This is a genomic window from Duganella rivi, assembly GCF_009857435.1.
Taxonomy (GTDB): domain Bacteria; phylum Pseudomonadota; class Gammaproteobacteria; order Burkholderiales; family Burkholderiaceae_D; genus Rugamonas; species Rugamonas rivi.
This window is the reverse complement of the sequence record NZ_WWCK01000001.1, coordinates 273,849-288,280: the sequence shown is the minus strand read 5'-3', so window position 1 is coordinate 288,280 and position 14,432 is coordinate 273,849. Positions and strand designations below refer to the sequence as shown.

Genomic DNA, 14,432 nt, shown 5'->3' with positions numbered 1-14,432 from the left:
TGCACACCCAACCTTCCCACGATGAGACAGGTGCGAACTAGCGTTATTGCTGGTACGCTGCGGATGTTTTTCCCTTTTTACTTTGGAGACCACAATGAATAAACGTCAAGCCCTGATCGCCGCCGCCCTCGCCACCGTGTGCGCCACCCAAGCCGCTACCGTGGCCGCCGCTGAAGAAAAAGAAAAATGCTACGGCGTGGCCAAGGCCGGTCAGAACGATTGCGGCACTGCTGCCCACTCGTGCTCGGGCCAGGCCAAGACTGACAATGCGCCGGATGAGTGGGTCATGGTGCCGAAGGGCACGTGCGAAAAGGCCGGCGGCAAAACCACGCCACCGAAAAAGTAATTGCTGCCTAACGGAGCCGCGACCATGGCGCTTGGTGTCGGCGTTGGCCTGCGGGCTCCGCATTACAAGCAATTTTTAGCACAGCAGCCGCGCGTGGCGTGGCTGGAAGTGCATAGCGAGAATTATCTCGATCGCGCCGGCTGGGACTGGCACGTGTTGCAGCAATTGCGGCGCGATTATCCCGTGAGTTTGCATGGCGTCGGGCTGGGGCTCGGTTCGGCGCGCGGCTTTTCCGAAGAGCACTTGCGGCGCGTGCGCGCGCTGGTGCGCGAGATCGAGCCGGTGCTGGTGTCCGAACACTTGTGCTGGGGCGCGGTGGCAGATCGGCAGCTCAATGATTTGCTGCCGCTGACCCTGGATCGGGCCGCGCTGGATCTGATGAGCGCGCGCGTGGGCAAGGTGCAGGACGTGCTGGGCCGGCAGCTGTTGCTGGAGAATGTGTCGACCTACTTGCGTTTCAATGCGGATGCCATGAGCGAGGCGGAATTCATGGCGGCGCTGGCGGCGCGCACCGGCTGCGGGCTGCTGCTGGACATCAATAACCTGTACGTCAATCAATGTAACCACGGCGAAGATGCGCTGGCGGCCATTGCGGCAATTGCGCCGGGCATGGTGGGCGAGCTGCATTTGGCCGGGCACCTGGTGACGCCGGAAGCGCTGATCGATCATCACGGCGCCCGTGTCGCCGAGCCGGTGTGGCGCTTGTACGAGGCCGCGCTAGCCCGCTTCGGTGCGCTGCCCACGCTGATCGAGTGGGATACGGATATTCCACCGCTAGAAGTGCTGCTGGCAGAAGCCGATAAAGCCAAGACGCTGCACGCCCGTGCCGCCCAGCCGGCGCCGCTCGCCGTGCCGCCCGTACCGTCGGCCGCGTTCCTCGGCGAAGGCGAGGGCGAGCGAGAGGGCGCTTCGATGCTGGCGGCGGGGCAGCAGCTGTTTGCAGGTGCGCTGTTCGACGCGCAGCTTGCGCCTCAGGTGCTGGCGCTGTGCGTGGCCGACCACGCCGAGCATCGCTACGCCCTCTATCGAGGCAATCTCACCACCACCTGGACCAAGACGCTGGCAGCCGCCTACCCAATCCTGCTGGCGCTGGTGGGCGAAGAATTCTTCGCAGGTCTCGCGCGTGCCTACGGCCGCGCCCACCCATCCGATAACGCCGACCTGAACCGCTTCGGCGCACACTTCAACACCTTCTTGCGCGACTTCCCGCACGTCGCCGACTATCCCTACCTGCCCGACGTGGCCGCACTGGAATGGCAGCTGCACCGCGCCCACTACGCGCCGTCGGCACCCGCGCTGAGCGCACAGCAGCTCGCCACCATCCCGCCCGAGCAAATCGAAGCCGCCACCTTCCAGCTGCATCCGGCAACGCAGCTGTTCGCCTCGGAGCTCGCCGTGGTGCCACTCTGGTTGGCTCACCAGCCCGGCCGCAACACCGCCTTCCCCGATAACATGGCAAACCCAAGCCACGCCATCATCGTGCGCCCGCAATGGCAAGCCGACGTGCAGCCACTGAGCGCCGCAAGCCATGCCGCACTGAGTGTGTTATCGAGGGGAGGGAATTTCGGCGCCGCGCTGGACGCGGCCTTTGAACAGGACGAAGACTTCGACGTGGCCGCCAATCTGCAACACTGGCTGGCGCACGCGATACTGGTGGAATCAGGGCTCGCGCCGGAAAGCGCGTAGCACGCGGGCCTCGCCGGTCAAATCGCGGTGCAAGCGGCTGGCGATGGCCGTCAACTCGATCATGCGGTCAATCTGCATATCCTCGAAGCGCGCCAGCTCCTCGGTGGCGCTTGCCAGGGCTTGGGCCAGCTTGTCGCGTGCGGCCTGGTACAGCGCGCCATGGTACTGGTCGGTATTCTTGAGCAGTTCTTCCGCGTTTTCAATCACCTGGCGCAAATCGTCCAGCAATCGCTCTTGGGTAGGGCTGCCTGGTTCAGGACTGTCCATGACGTCCACCTTGTTAAAATTAAGCCACTATAGCCGGGCCGGCGCGCGCCAGTTTGCGCATGCGCAAAAGCCCTTCCTTGCAGCTTAGGACGCAATTTCCTTAATGCAAGAAAAATTACGCGTTGACCACGGTAATTTGCACGTCGCCCAGAGTTACTTTCTGGCCGGCGCGAATTTTTGCGGTCTTGCGCAACTCTTGCTTGCCGTCGACTTTGACGTCGCCGCTAGCCACGATTTGCTTGCCGGCGCCGCCGCTGTCGCACAGTCCTGCCAGCTTCAGGAGCTGGTTCAGCTCTACAAATTCGCCATTTAATTCGAAACTTACTTTCTGCATTTTATCCTCTGTTGCCATGATGTGAAATCGGCTGTCGCTCTGCCTTTAGCTAGTGTAGCGACATTCCGACAGCCGCGCAGTTTACCTCATCACCGAAGAGTAATTTGGATTGCTAGAGGGCAAAGGAACGACTATGCTGAATTAACTGCTGTAATATTAAGCAGGGGGCAACAAAACCGCAGCGAGTTGCATCATGAACAAGCTAATTCCGGCATTGGCGACACTGTTCTTGCTAGGAACAGAGGCCGTCGCATCCGACCCGTTTGCGTCACCGCAAACATCCCCATGGTTTGACAGGCGTGCCACAGCGGCCCTGCTGTTTGAGTCAGCGGATCGACAGGCGGCGCTCGGCGATTCGCTGTTGAGCGAGCCCGCGCAACGCTACGCGGCGTTTGCAGGAGCGGGGAGTACCACGCGGCTGCGCTTCGGCAGGCTGCCCGCCAATCTTTCGCTGGTTGATCCGCTCGGCCCCATGCTCAACGAGCACAGCAAGCGCTTCCTCAGCAGCGCGGAATTTGAAAAGAAAATGGGACGCGGCACCAGTATTGTCACCTTCGGTATCCTGCGTGAAGCGGGCGGTGCACCCAGTACGCAGCACAGCCTGTCAATGATGTTGAACGCGCGGCCAACCACCGCCTTTACTTCGCTCTCGCTAGGTTACGCGCTGACGCCGAATAGTTCGCTGATAAGCTTGCTGTCGTACGGCCGCACCGAGGGCATAGGCGCGCCGGACAGCTTGTTGTCGCAAGTGTCGTCGGTGCGCACGATGGCCTACAGTGTTGGCTACGTGCGCCGGCAAGTGTTTACCAGCAACGACCGCTTTACGTTCACCCTGTCGATTCCGGCCAAGGTGCGCACCGGTTCGCTCGATTACAGCAGCACCGCGCCGCTGGCGGTCGATCCCGCCACCGCCGCGCTGGGCGCGCCGACCATCAACTTGCGCCCAACGGCAACCGAGCGCGATCTGGAGCTTGGCTATACGCAGCTGTACGGCCGCGACGGCAACAAAGGCCGCGTGACTGGCGCGCTGATGTGGCGCGTCAATCCCGGGCACGATGCCGCCGCCAAGCCTGACTTGCTGATGGGCGTGCGCTACTCGTACGGCTTTTAGCCGCAGTTAGCCGCAATTAACCTTTGGCGCCGGGCTTGGTCATGTCCAGTGGCACAATCCACTGGCTGAACTGCTCGGCCGTCACATAGCCCAGCGCCAGTGCCGCCTCTTGCAGCGTGGTGCCTTCGTGCTGCGCCTTCTTGGCGATGGAGGCCGCCTTGTCGTAGCCGATGTGCGGTGCCAGCGCGGTGACCAGCATCAGCGAGCGCTCCATCAACTCCGCAATACGATCCTTGTTCGGCTCGATGCCATGCACGCAGTGTTCCTCGAAGCTGCGCATGCCGTCGGCCAGCAGGCGCGCGCTTTGCAGGAAGTTGTGGGCGATCATCGGCTTGTAGACGTTGAGCTCGAAGTTGCCGGAGGCGCCGCCCATGGTGATCGCCACGTCGTTGCCGAACACCTGGCAGGCCAGCATGGTCAGCGCCTCGCACTGGGTCGGGTTGACCTTGCCCGGCATGATGGAGCTGCCCGGTTCGTTTTCAGGAATGGTGATTTCACCGAGGCCGGAGCGCGGGCCGGAGGCCATCCAGCGCACATCGTTGGCGATTTTCATCAGCGCGGCGGCCAGCGTTTTCAGCGCGCCGTGGGCGGAGAGCAGGGCGTCGTGGCCGGCCAGCGCGGCGAATTTGTTGTCGGCGGTTTTGAACGGCAGGTGCAGCGCGTGTTCCAGCTCCGCCGCGATGCGGGTTGCGTATTCCGGGTGTGCGTTGAGACCGGTGCCGACGGCGGTGCCGCCGGCCGCCAGTTGCAGCACACCGGGCAGGGCTGCCTTGATGGCGTGCTCGGCAAAGTCGAGGTGGGCGACGTAACCGGAGAATTCCTGGCCCAGGGTCAGCGGCGTGGCGTCTTGCAAGTGGGTGCGGCCGATTTTGACGATGTCGGCAAAGGCTTCGGCCTTGGCGTGCAGGCTGTCGCGCAGTTGCTTGATCGCCGGCAGTACGTTATTGGCCAGGGCCAGCGCGGCGGCCACGTGAATCGCGGTAGGGAAGATGTCGTTCGACGACTGGCCTTTGTTGACGTCGTCGTTCGGGTGCAGCATGCGGCGCTCGCCGCGGACGCCGCCCATCAACTCGGAGCCGCGGTTGGCCAGCACTTCGTTCATATTCATGTTGGACTGGGTGCCGGAGCCGGTTTGCCACACGGCCAGCGGGAACTCGGTCGGGTGCTTGTCGGCCAGCACCTCGTCGGCGGCCTGGGTGATGGCGATGGCTTTCGGGCCGTCCAGCAGGCCGAGGTCGAGGTTGACGCGGGCGGCGGCGCGCTTGACGCTGGCCAGCGCGTGCACCAGTTCGACCGGCATTTTTTCGGTGGAGATGCGGAAGTGTTCGAGGGAGCGCTGGGTCTGTGCGCCCCACAACTGGGCGTCGGGGACGTCGATCGGGCCAAAACTATCGCGTTCGCTACGGGTGCTCATGGGCGATCCTTTGTGAGGGATGAGATAAATGAGTGTAGCGCAGTTTGGAAAAATTAACCGGGGGCTACAAAACCGGAAAAATCGGCCGTTATAGCTGTTACACTTTAGAAATTCTCGCCTGACCGCGACCGATAAGATGATGCAGTACAAGCACTTAACCACTTCGATTTGCCTATTGGCCTTGGCTGGCGCCGCGCAGGCGGCCGAGCTGGGCGACGTCGCGCCGCGCTCGTATATTGGCCAGCCGCTGGCGGTCGATATCGATCTGGTGTCGTTGACGCCCGAGGAAGCGGCGAATTTGCCGGTGCGTTTGGCGCAGGCGGACGTGTATCGCGGTGCGAATGTGAGCATGAATCCGGCGCTGTCTTCGGTGCGCATGCAGGTCGAACGGCGCGGGGCGCGGCAGATTTTGCATGTCACCACCACTCGTGCGGTGGAGGCCGACTACGTGCACCTGTACGTGGAGCTGGGCGCGCCGGGCAAGTCCGAGGTGCGCCTGGCAACTGTGTGGCTGCAGCATGATCCGAATCCGCCGCCACCGCCGCAGCCAGTAGTGGTTGCGCCTGCTGCGCCGCCAATACCTTTGGCCAGCGCGATGACGCCGGCGCAGGCAGAACAAATCACGGCACAGGCGCGGGCGGCGAGGGCTGCGGCCGCTGTCAAGCCGGGTGCGGCGCCGACTGCGGCTGGTGCTGCCGTCAGCGCGGGGACAGCCGCCGCCAAGCCGGCGGCTGTCGCGGAGGCGGCGCCGGTGCGTGACCGGACTAAGCCGGCGCCGCTGCCGTCGGTGCACGAGGCGGAGACGGGCAAGCCGGGCGAGGTCAAGGCTGCTGGAGCGCAGGCTCAGGCGCGGCGGATTGCGGGCGTGCTGGTAGCGGCCGACGGCAAGCCGATTAAACCGTCTGACAAGGAAGAGGTGGGCGAGGTGCCGATGAGCGTCTCGCAGGCCTTGCTGCCGCTGGCGCCGCTGCCATTGCCGAAGGGCGTGAAGCGGCCCGCGCCGGCGTCATGCCCGAGCGGCGGGATGCCCGCCAAGGAATGCGTGGCACTGGATAATCACAATACGGAAATCGCCAGCAAACTGACCGAGTTGGAGGGCAAGCTGAAGGCGCTGCAAGGCGCGCTTGGCGGGAGTGCGCCGGCCGCCGTTCCAGCCGCTGCCGCGCCGGCGTCAGCGGCGAAGGCCAGCGCGCCAGCAGCTCCGGCCACGAATGCGGGGAGTGCGAGCAAAGCGGTCGGTTCGGGGGCGAGTGCTGCCGCGAGCGTGGGGCATGCCGCGTCACAGCCGGTCAAGGCTGCGCCAGCACCAGCCAGCGCGGCATCAACTGGCGGTGCCTCTGCCGGGGCTGCGGCCAAGACTACCGTGAGCGCGAGCGGCGGTGGCGGTGCTGGCGCAGGGCATGCCGCTGCCGGTGGCGCGTCGTCTGCGGAGGCTGGCGGCAAAGGTGCGTCGTCGGCGCGGGCGTCGGCTAGCATGGCGGAGCAGGGCGAGACGGAGGCGCATGCGGCGAAGGCTGCTGCTGGTGCGTCGGCAGCATCGGCTGCGTCGGGCGAGGCGGCGGCGAGTGGCGCGGCTTCGGCTTCTTCCGTGCCGACCAAGCAAGTGCGCGTGCTGCCCAAGCTGAAGTACAAGAAGGAAAAAGAAAAGCCAGCCGAACAAGCCAGCAGCAACACCATCCCGCTGATCGCTGGCGGCGTTGGTCTGCTGGCGCTGCTGGGCGGCGGCTTTATCATCTGGCGCAAGAAGAGCGCCGGCAAGGGGCCGCTGAAAATCTGGCAAGGCTTCCGCAAGAAAAAAGCACCGGAAGCTGCACCTGAAGCGGAGCCCGCGCCCGAATCCGTCGTCTAATGCGATGAACGCATAAGCATATAGCGCTAAGCTCTGATCCGGCCTGAACAATCTGGGGTATAGTATTTTCCCCACATTTGAAAGAGCCCCCATGAGCGTAGCAGACCAATACCAAGCCTTCAAACAACTCGGCCTCAAACTCGATATGTCGCGCGGCAAGCCAGCACCGGAGCAGTTGGATTTGTCCAATGCGCTGACCGAGGCGCTGCACAGCTACACCGCTGCCGACGGCACCGACGCCCGTAACTACGGCGGCACCATCGGCCTGCCGGAAGCGCGCGCCCTGTTTGGTCAGTTGCTCGATGTGCCGGCTGCGCAAGTGGTGGTGGATAGCAGCTCCAGCCTGTCCCTGATGCATGACGTGATCGTCTACAGCCTGCTGAACGGCGTGCCGGGCCACGCGCCATGGGTGCAAAATCCGGTGACCTTCCTGTGCCCGGTGCCGGGCTACGACCGCCACTTCGCCATCTGCGAAGCACGCGGCATCAAGATGATCAACATTCCGATGACGGCCGAAGGCCCGGACATGGATCTGGTCGAAAAGCTGGTGGCAGAAGACGCCAGCATCAAGGGCATGTGGATCGTGCCGAAGTACAGCAATCCGGGCGGCGTGGTGTACTCGGACAAAGTGGTGCAGCGCCTGGCGGCGATGAAAACCGCCGCGCCAGACTTCCGTTTGATGTGGGATGACGCTTACCGCTTCCATCATCTCGGCGAGAAGAAGCTGGCCGTGGCGAATATTCTTGAGGCTTGCGCGCAGGCCGGCAACCCGGATCGCGCGATTGTGTTTGCGTCGTCGTCGAAGGTGAGCTGGGCTGGTTCGGGCGTGGCGGCGCTGGCGGCGTCGCCTGCCAATATCGCCTGGTGGACCAAGCATGCAGGGTTGCGCAGCATTGGCCCGGACAAGATTAACCAGTTGCGCCATGTGCGCTTCCTGCAAGACCTGCCGACCGTGGAAGCGCTGATGGAAAAGCATCGCCAGCTGCTGAAGCCGAAGTTTGATGCGGTGCTGGAGCAGTTCCAGGCGCACCTTGGTGATGTGCCGGGGGTGTCGTGGACGGTGCCTGATGGCGGTTACTTCATCGACCTGATTACGCCGGATGGCGCGGCCAAGCGCACGGTAGCGCTGGCGAAAGAGGCTGGCATTACCCTGACCCCGGCCGGCGCGGCCTTCCCGTATGGTGTAGACCCGAAAGACCGCCACATCCGCATCGCCCCAAGCTTCCCTTCGCTGGAAGAGATCAACAAAGCGGCGCAGGGCATTGCCTTGTCGCTGCGCGTGGCATTGTCCGCTTAAACCCGCACGGCGGCATGCCGGGGTCTGACCCCGTACGGGGTCAGACCCCATTTTGCACTAAGGGTTGCGCGTCTCACTCGGACGAAAAAAAAGCGCCGGTTTGGCGCTTTTGACTTTGGGGTGAATTTTTACTGACGAGCCATGCCCGGAACTTCGTTCATCCAAGGATCAGTCACGTCGCGGATTTCGCGGTCGTTGGCCAGGATTTGTTTCAGCAGGTCGATCTTGCGCAGGCGCTGTGCACCCGCCAAGGCCGGTACGCCGGTGCTCACCGCGCGCGCCTCGGTAGCGCACTGGCTTTCCAGCTTGCCCAGGCGGTCCATATCTCCCATGCGTGCAGCGGCCGCCATTTGATTGGTCAAACCGGCAATGTTTTCGTACATCGAGAGAACTTCGGAAGAGGTCATATTCCCACCTGGCTTAGTTAAGCGGATTACCGCATGTCCTGATTAACGTCGCCTTAAACGGGAACTTTAGGGTTTTTTGAAAAAAAATCGAAAAAAAATCCGCCTGCGGCAAAACAGGCGGATTTTGATGATTAAAAAATCAACTTTTACTTAACCAATTCCTCCAAGCCAGCGCTCAGTTCGTCCGGCGGTGGCATGTCGTCGATCAGGGCGTTGTCTTCGAGGCCCAGTTCTTCGGCCAGGTCGACCGGGTAGCATGCCGAAATTTCATCATCGTTCAATTCCGCCGAGGCCACGCGGGCACGCCATGCAGCCAGCGCCACCACGGCAGCCAAACGGTTCAACTCGCCATTGTGATGCGGTTCCGGGAAGGCCGAAATGGTCTCCGAGAAGGTGTGCGGGAATTTCCAGCGCTTGGCCAGCTCGGCGCCAACGTCGGCAAAGGTGTAGCCCAGCGATGCTTGTTCAGCGTCCAGGCGGCGCGAATCGAGCGGGCCGGCAACCTTGTCCAGCGCCATTGCCTGTTCCGGCGCGGCGGAGTGAATCACCAGCTGGCCGATCGCGTGCATCATGCCGATGGTGAAGGCGAGGTCGGTGTTTTCCTTGGTTTTCTTGGCGATCCACTTGGCCGCAACGGCGGTGTGCAGACTGTATTTCCAGAACTGTTTGAGGTCGAGACCCGGCACGGTCTTGAAGCCGCTGACCAGGCCGGAACTAATCACCAGCGTGCGCACGGTGACGAAGCCGAGCATCAGCACGGCGTCTTCCACGGTGCCGATGCTGCGCGAGACATGGTAGTAGGCCGAGTTGGCCAGTCGCAGCAGCTTGGCGCTCAGCACCGGATCCGTCGACAATTTCTTCGCGATCTCTTCGGTCGAGACGCTGGCCTTGTCGAAACTGCTGATCAGCTCTTCCACGACTTTCGGCGCGGTGGGCAACGCAGTTGGATTCTGGAACAGGGCATCAAGTTTCATATTTATCTCCTTGGGAATTAGCGCGTTGCTATAGGCTAACTATATAGGGATTCCTCGAATGAAAGAAGAGATTTACAGAGGAAGCGTCGCTTTTCTGTGTCGCGGTACACTAGCGGGATGGAACCAGAAAACATCGACCAGATTACACAAACCACGTTGCAGCATTATGAACGTAATGCTGAGCAGTTTTTCGCGGGCACCATCGACCATGATGTGAGCCAGAATATCGCGGCTTTGCTGGAGGCAATCGAAGCGCCGGCACCGTATCGCCTGCTCGACCTCGGTTGCGGGCCGGGGCGGGATCTCAAAGCGCTCAAGGCCATGGGCCACGAGGCCATCGGCATCGACGGTTCGGCGCGCTTCGTGGAGATGGCGCATGCTTTCAGTGGCTGTGAAGTGTGGCAGCAGGACTTCGTTCACCTGGACTTGCCGGCGCAGCATTTCGATGGCGTGTACGCCAACGCCTCGCTGTTCCATGTGCCCAGCGCGGCGTTGCCGCAGGTGCTGCGCCGCTTGCATGATGCGCTCAAGAGCGGCGGCGTGTTGTTCAGCTCCAATCCGCGCGGCGATAACCGCGAGGGCTGGAACGGCCCGCGCTACGGCAGTTATTACGATTACGAAACGTGGGAGCGCTATTTGACCGAGGCGGGCTTTGCGCCTGTGCGCCACTACTACCGGCCGGACGGCTTGCCGCGCGAGCAGCAGCCGTGGCTGGCTAGTGTTTGGCGTTGCGTTCGGAATCGCACAGAAGCTCAGCGCTGACCGGCCTATAGTGGACTCCATGCACACAGCACTGGGCTGTGTGTCCTTTAGCTAATAAGGAGTTCATCATGAACAAGGATCAAGTCAAAGGTAAAGCCAAGGAAATCGGCGGCAAAATCCAGGAAGAAGCTGGCAAGCTGGTAGGCAGCTCCGAGCAGCAAGCCAAGGGCCTGAACAAGCAAGCCGAAGGCAAAGTCCAGAAGGGCTATGGCGACGCCAAAGAAACCGTTAAGGACATCGCCAAAGGTAACCGCAACTAACTCGGTATACCGCGAAAAAAAAGCCGCTGTTTGATCAGCGGCTTTTTTCGTTTTACTCAGGCTTCAGGTTCTTTTTAAAGAACGCTTCGATCTTGCCGTACACGTGGCGCTGCGATGGACGTCCCGAGATGCCGTGCTTGCCGCCAGGGTAGGTCATCAGCTCGAACTGCACGTTGCGCTTGACCAGCGCGTCGATCATGCGCGTGGTGTTGGTGAACAGCACGTTGTCGTCGGCCATGCCGTGAATCAGCAGCAGCGGCGATTTCAAACCATCCAGATGCGAGTACACGCCGCTGTATTCATAGCCAGCCGGATTCTCTTTTGGCGTGCCCATGAATTGCTCGGTGTAGTGGGTGTCGTACAGCGTCCAGTCGGTGACCGGCGCTACCGATACGCCCATCGCGATCTTGTCCGATGCTTCCGCCAGCAGGCGCAAGGTCATGAAGCCGCCGTAGCTCCAGCCGAACACGCCAACGCGCTTGGGATCGACGTAGCTCTGCTTGCCCAGCCACTCCACGCCGGTCAGCTGGTCTTCCACTTCCACGCGGCCCAGCTGGTGGTAGATGGCGTCGGTGAAGGCGCGCTCGCGGCGGCCCGAACCACGGTTATCCAGGCGCCACACGATGAAGCCTTGCTGCGCCATATATTGGTCAAAGAAGTTGCCCCAGGTGCGCTGCACGCGCTGCGAGTGCGGGCCGCCGTAGGTGAACAGGAACACCGGGTATTTCTTGGCCGGGTTGAAGTTGGCCGGCTTGATCATCGAGTAGTACAGGGTTTGGCCGTCCTTGGCTTTCAGCGTGCCGTACTCGGTTTTCAGGTGCGAGTCGAGGTACTTGCCGTATGGGTGATTGGCGTTCAGCTCATTGCGCTCCAGCCATTCGACCATGCTGCCGTCTGGACGGCGGATGCTCACTTGCGGCGGCGTGTCCGGGTTCGAGTAGGTGTCGACAAACACTTCGCCGTTGCGCGCGAACGAGGTGTTGTGCCAGCCGTCACCCTGGGTCAGGCGCACTGGCTTGTCGGCGGTGCTGCCGTCCAGCTTGAGCGCATAGGTCTGGTTGTCGATCACTGCATCGCGGTTCGATTCAACGAATACGCGGCCGCTCTTTTCATCCACGGCCAGCAGTTGCTCCACGCCCCATTCGCCTTTCGAGATGGCGTGCAGCAGCTTGCCGTTCATGTCGTACAGGTACAGGTGCTTGCGGCCGGTGCGTTCCGACGACCAGATGAAGCCCTTGTTATTCGACAGGAAGCGCAGGTCGTCAAAGATGCTGACCCAGGTTTTCGAGGTTTCGGTGATCAGCACTTTTTGCGCCAGCGTGGCGGCATCGACCGATACCAGTTCCAGCGTTTTCTGGTCACGGCTCTGGCGCTGGAACAGCACGGCCTTGCTGTTGGCGGCCCAGTCGGCGCGCACCAGGTAGATGTCTTTGTTGGCGCCCAGGTCAACGTCGCGGATTTCGCCGCTGACCGGCGAGACGATCTTCAACTCCACCAGCACGTTAGGATCGCCGGCGGCAGGGTAGCGCTGTTCGATCACGTCGGTGCGGTCGGCATAGATTTCAAAGCGGCGCGCGATTGGCACTGGCGATTCGTCGTAGCGCTTGTAGGCGATGGCGGAATCATCCGGCGCCCAGTAGTAGCCGGTGGTCTGCGACATTTCTTCTTGCGCGATGAACTCGGCTTCACCGTTGTGGATGGTGCCTTTGCCGTCGGTGGTCAGCTGCTTTTCTTTGCCGGTGCTGAGGTCGATCACGAACAGGTTCTGATCGCGCACGAAGGACACGTAGCGGCCTTGCGGCGAAATTTTTGGATCGAGCACATTGCCCGAAGCGACCATGCGCGCCTGATCCGGCTTGCTGACATCCACCAGGTACAGATTGCCGGCGATCGGCACCAGCAGGCGCTTGCCGTCCGGCGACCAGCTGTAGCTCAGGATGCCTTTGAACGAGGCGGTACGCTCGCGCTCGCGGCGTGCTTTCTCGGCGTCCGACAGGTTTTCTTCCGCCACCAGGATCTTGGAATCGACCAGGCGGTGCGTGCTCTTGTCCTTGAGGTTGTATTCCCACAGGTCGAGCTGGAATTGGTTGTCGTCGCGGCCGCGCAGGAAGGTGACGCGGGCGCCGTCCGGCGAGACTTTCAGGCTGCGCACGCCGGGGCCGGTGAGCGATGGATCGCTGTGCAGGCGGTCGAGCGTGAGTTGTTCGGCGGAGGCTTGCGAGCCGGCCAGCAGGGCGAGGAAACAAAGTATGAAGCGCATGGTGTGTCTCTTGGTTGCAGAATCCAAGACGATACCAGACCGCACCGCCCGTGGCGAGACAGCAAGATTGGGAATCAGCGCCCCAAAACCGTTTTTCCTTCGGCCACCCGCTGCTGCGACAGCCGTTGCAGCGACCAGCTCAGCAAAATCGCCGCCACGGTCAGGCCGATGGTCAGGCCGATCCAGAAGCCGGCCGCCGCCATATCGTGGCCCAATCCCAGCCAGCAGCCCAGCGGCAGCGCAAAGCCCCAGAACGCCAGCAGCTGGATTTGCATCGGCGCGCGCGTGACCTTGTAGCCGCGAATCGCGCTTGACGCCGCCACTTGGGTGGCATCGAACAATTGGAACAGCGCGGCAAACAGCAGCAGATAGACGCACAGCGCCTGCACCGCAAGGTCGGAAGTGTAGGCTGCAGCGATTTGCTGGCGGAACGCCACCATCAGCAACGCCGACAGCAAGCCAAACGCCAGCGACATGCCCACGCCGACCCACGCCACGAAACGCGCACGCACCGCATCGCCTTCGCCCATGGCCTGGCCGACGCGGGTAATCAGCGCGATGCCAAAACTCAGCGGCACCATGAAAGTAAGTGAACTAAAGTTGAGCGCAATCTGGTGCGCCGATACTTCCACCACGCCGTAACGCGCCACCAGCAGGCTCACCGCGCCAAATGCGCTGACTTCGGCAAAGTAGGTCACGCCGATCGGCAGGCCGAGGCGCAGGGTGGAGCGTATCTCCGGCCAGTGCGGCCATTCCCAGTGCGTGAACGGGTAGGTCTCGCGGTAGGCCGGCGCGAAGCGGATCCACAGCAGCATTGCGCCCAGCATCAGCCACATGCACAAGCCGGTAGCGACTGCGCAGCCGACGCCGCCCATTTTCGGCAGGCCGAAGTGGCCGAAGATCAGCAGCCAGTTGACCAGCACGTTGAAGGCCAGACCCAGCAAGGCGATCACCATCACCGGCTTGGTCTGGTTGATGCTGGTGCTGTAGCCGTACAGCGCACGGTAGGCGGCCAGCGGCACCAGGCCGATGCTGATGATGTGCACGAACAGCGTTGCCTGGTGCTGCACGTGCGGCCCGAGGTAGAGGTAGTCGAACACCAGCGTCGCCACATTGGCCAGCAGCGCCGCCGCCAATCCCACGCCGAGACTGCTCCACAGTGCCTGGCGCACGGTGTGCGGCACCTTATCGAGCGCGCCTGCACCGACATCATGTGCGACGATGCTGTTAACGGCCATCATGATGCCGGTCACGGTGACCAGAATGATGCCCCACACCGAAGCGCCCAGCGACACGGCTGCCAGTTCGTCGGCGCTGGCATGGCCAGTCATGGCGACGTCGGCCACGCCCATGCCGACATTGGCCAACTGACCGATCAGCACCGGCCACGCGAGTTGCCACAGGGAGGCGATTTCGCGGCGGACGTTGGGCAAAGTGAAGGTGTGCGGCATAATGGGGGCGCGTT

The 14,432-nt window shown here is 62.3% G+C and carries 14 protein-coding genes; 7 read left to right on the top strand and 7 right to left on the bottom strand.

Annotated features, from left to right (window positions below; all coding sequences use genetic code 11):
• Nucleotides 1–94 precede the first annotated feature (94 nt).
• Both GTP45_RS01420 and bufB read left to right on the top strand, forming a co-directional pair.
• The gene (locus GTP45_RS01420; protein ID WP_161012102.1) at nucleotides 95–346 is read left to right on the top strand and encodes a BufA1 family periplasmic bufferin-type metallophore; all 252 of its coding nucleotides are present in this window, start codon (nucleotides 95–97) and stop codon (nucleotides 344–346) included.
• Between the two features lie 24 nt (nucleotides 347–370).
• Nucleotides 371–2,032 carry an MNIO family bufferin maturase gene (gene bufB / locus GTP45_RS01415; protein WP_161012101.1) on the top strand — a complete coding sequence of 554 codons (1,662 nt, stop codon included), beginning with the start codon at nucleotides 371–373 and terminating at the stop codon, nucleotides 2,030–2,032.
• Here the strand turns inward: bufB and GTP45_RS01410 are convergent.
• Nucleotides 2,006–2,299: a DUF883 domain-containing protein gene (locus tag GTP45_RS01410; RefSeq protein ID WP_161012100.1), complete on the bottom strand. Its 294-nt coding sequence runs from the start codon at nucleotides 2,297–2,299 to the stop codon at nucleotides 2,006–2,008. The two genes, bufB and GTP45_RS01410, sit on opposite strands and share 27 nt — an antisense overlap.
• A gap of 115 nt (nucleotides 2,300–2,414) precedes the next feature.
• On the bottom strand, nucleotides 2,415–2,633 hold the full coding sequence (locus GTP45_RS01405; RefSeq protein ID WP_161012099.1) for an RNA-binding S4 domain-containing protein: 219 nt from the start codon (nucleotides 2,631–2,633) through the stop codon (nucleotides 2,415–2,417).
• A gap of 193 nt (nucleotides 2,634–2,826) precedes the next feature.
• Between GTP45_RS01405 and GTP45_RS01400 the strand changes: the two genes are divergently transcribed.
• Nucleotides 2,827–3,744, top strand: coding sequence for a hypothetical protein (locus GTP45_RS01400; RefSeq protein WP_161012098.1), 918 nt, complete (start codon nucleotides 2,827–2,829; stop codon nucleotides 3,742–3,744).
• Between the two features lie 16 nt (nucleotides 3,745–3,760).
• Here the strand turns inward: GTP45_RS01400 and fumC are convergent, their stop codons facing one another.
• Nucleotides 3,761–5,158 (bottom strand): class II fumarate hydratase, encoded by a 1,398-nt coding sequence (gene fumC, locus GTP45_RS01395; protein WP_161012097.1) that lies wholly within the window; start codon nucleotides 5,156–5,158, stop codon nucleotides 3,761–3,763.
• Nucleotides 5,159–5,294: 136 nt separating this feature from the next.
• On the opposite strand from fumC, the gene GTP45_RS01390 reads away from it, so the two are divergent.
• Both GTP45_RS01390 and GTP45_RS01385 read left to right on the top strand, forming a co-directional pair.
• Entirely contained in the window at nucleotides 5,295–7,007 is a 1,713-nt protein-coding gene (locus tag GTP45_RS01390; protein WP_161012096.1) for a type IV pilus assembly protein FimV, read from the top strand.
• Between the two features lie 91 nt (nucleotides 7,008–7,098).
• Nucleotides 7,099–8,304 carry an aspartate aminotransferase type Ic gene (locus tag GTP45_RS01385; protein WP_161012095.1) on the top strand — a complete coding sequence of 402 codons (1,206 nt, stop codon included), beginning with the start codon at nucleotides 7,099–7,101 and terminating at the stop codon, nucleotides 8,302–8,304.
• A gap of 128 nt (nucleotides 8,305–8,432) precedes the next feature.
• Here GTP45_RS01385 and GTP45_RS01380 read toward each other — a convergent pair whose 3' ends face one another.
• Together GTP45_RS01380 and GTP45_RS01375 are read right to left on the bottom strand one after the other, a co-directional pair.
• Complete coding sequence (locus GTP45_RS01380) at nucleotides 8,433–8,711, bottom strand: flagellar protein FliT (protein ID WP_161012094.1); 279 nt, start codon at nucleotides 8,709–8,711, stop codon at nucleotides 8,433–8,435.
• Between the two features lie 146 nt (nucleotides 8,712–8,857).
• Nucleotides 8,858–9,685: an HDOD domain-containing protein gene (locus tag GTP45_RS01375; RefSeq protein WP_161012093.1), complete on the bottom strand. Its 828-nt coding sequence runs from the start codon at nucleotides 9,683–9,685 to the stop codon at nucleotides 8,858–8,860.
• 117 nt (nucleotides 9,686–9,802) lie between these two features.
• Here GTP45_RS01375 and GTP45_RS01370 point away from each other — a divergent pair, with 117 nt between their 5' ends.
• Both GTP45_RS01370 and GTP45_RS01365 read left to right on the top strand, forming a co-directional pair.
• A complete protein-coding gene (locus GTP45_RS01370) occupies nucleotides 9,803–10,447 on the top strand; it encodes a class I SAM-dependent DNA methyltransferase (protein ID WP_161012092.1) in 645 nt (214 codons plus the stop codon).
• Nucleotides 10,448–10,515: 68 nt separating this feature from the next.
• A complete protein-coding gene (locus GTP45_RS01365; protein ID WP_161012091.1) occupies nucleotides 10,516–10,707 on the top strand; it encodes a CsbD family protein in 192 nt (63 codons plus the stop codon).
• Between the two features lie 52 nt (nucleotides 10,708–10,759).
• Here the strand turns inward: GTP45_RS01365 and GTP45_RS01360 are convergent, their stop codons facing one another.
• Both GTP45_RS01360 and GTP45_RS01355 read right to left on the bottom strand, forming a co-directional pair.
• Nucleotides 10,760–12,967, bottom strand: a complete 2,208-nt coding sequence (locus GTP45_RS01360; protein ID WP_161012090.1) for a S9 family peptidase — start codon at nucleotides 12,965–12,967, stop codon at nucleotides 10,760–10,762.
• Nucleotides 12,968–13,041: 74 nt separating this feature from the next.
• Complete coding sequence (locus GTP45_RS01355; RefSeq protein WP_161012089.1) at nucleotides 13,042–14,418, bottom strand: MATE family efflux transporter; 1,377 nt, start codon at nucleotides 14,416–14,418, stop codon at nucleotides 13,042–13,044.
• Nucleotides 14,419–14,432: the final 14 nt, after the last annotated feature.

What these genes read in the sequence shown, in the direction of transcription:
- GTP45_RS01420 (WP_161012102.1), top strand. Translation starts at nt 95, where the DNA reads ATGAATAAACGTCAAGCCCTGATCGCCGCCGCCCTCGCCACCGTGTGC.
- bufB (WP_161012101.1), top strand. Translation starts at nt 371, where the DNA reads ATGGCGCTTGGTGTCGGCGTTGGCCTGCGGGCTCCGCATTACAAGCAA.
- GTP45_RS01410 (WP_161012100.1), bottom strand. Translation starts at nt 2,299, where the DNA reads ATGGACAGTCCTGAACCAGGCAGCCCTACCCAAGAGCGATTGCTGGAC.
- GTP45_RS01405 (WP_161012099.1), bottom strand. Translation starts at nt 2,633, where the DNA reads ATGCAGAAAGTAAGTTTCGAATTAAATGGCGAATTTGTAGAGCTGAAC.
- GTP45_RS01400 (WP_161012098.1), top strand. Translation starts at nt 2,827, where the DNA reads ATGAACAAGCTAATTCCGGCATTGGCGACACTGTTCTTGCTAGGAACA.
- fumC (WP_161012097.1), bottom strand. Translation starts at nt 5,158, where the DNA reads ATGAGCACCCGTAGCGAACGCGATAGTTTTGGCCCGATCGACGTCCCC.
- GTP45_RS01390 (WP_161012096.1), top strand. Translation starts at nt 5,295, where the DNA reads ATGATGCAGTACAAGCACTTAACCACTTCGATTTGCCTATTGGCCTTG.
- GTP45_RS01385 (WP_161012095.1), top strand. Translation starts at nt 7,099, where the DNA reads ATGAGCGTAGCAGACCAATACCAAGCCTTCAAACAACTCGGCCTCAAA.
- GTP45_RS01380 (WP_161012094.1), bottom strand. Translation starts at nt 8,711, where the DNA reads ATGACCTCTTCCGAAGTTCTCTCGATGTACGAAAACATTGCCGGTTTG.
- GTP45_RS01375 (WP_161012093.1), bottom strand. Translation starts at nt 9,685, where the DNA reads ATGAAACTTGATGCCCTGTTCCAGAATCCAACTGCGTTGCCCACCGCG.
- GTP45_RS01370 (WP_161012092.1), top strand. Translation starts at nt 9,803, where the DNA reads ATGGAACCAGAAAACATCGACCAGATTACACAAACCACGTTGCAGCAT.
- GTP45_RS01365 (WP_161012091.1), top strand. Translation starts at nt 10,516, where the DNA reads ATGAACAAGGATCAAGTCAAAGGTAAAGCCAAGGAAATCGGCGGCAAA.
- GTP45_RS01360 (WP_161012090.1), bottom strand. Translation starts at nt 12,967, where the DNA reads ATGCGCTTCATACTTTGTTTCCTCGCCCTGCTGGCCGGCTCGCAAGCC.
- GTP45_RS01355 (WP_161012089.1), bottom strand. Translation starts at nt 14,418, where the DNA reads ATGCCGCACACCTTCACTTTGCCCAACGTCCGCCGCGAAATCGCCTCC.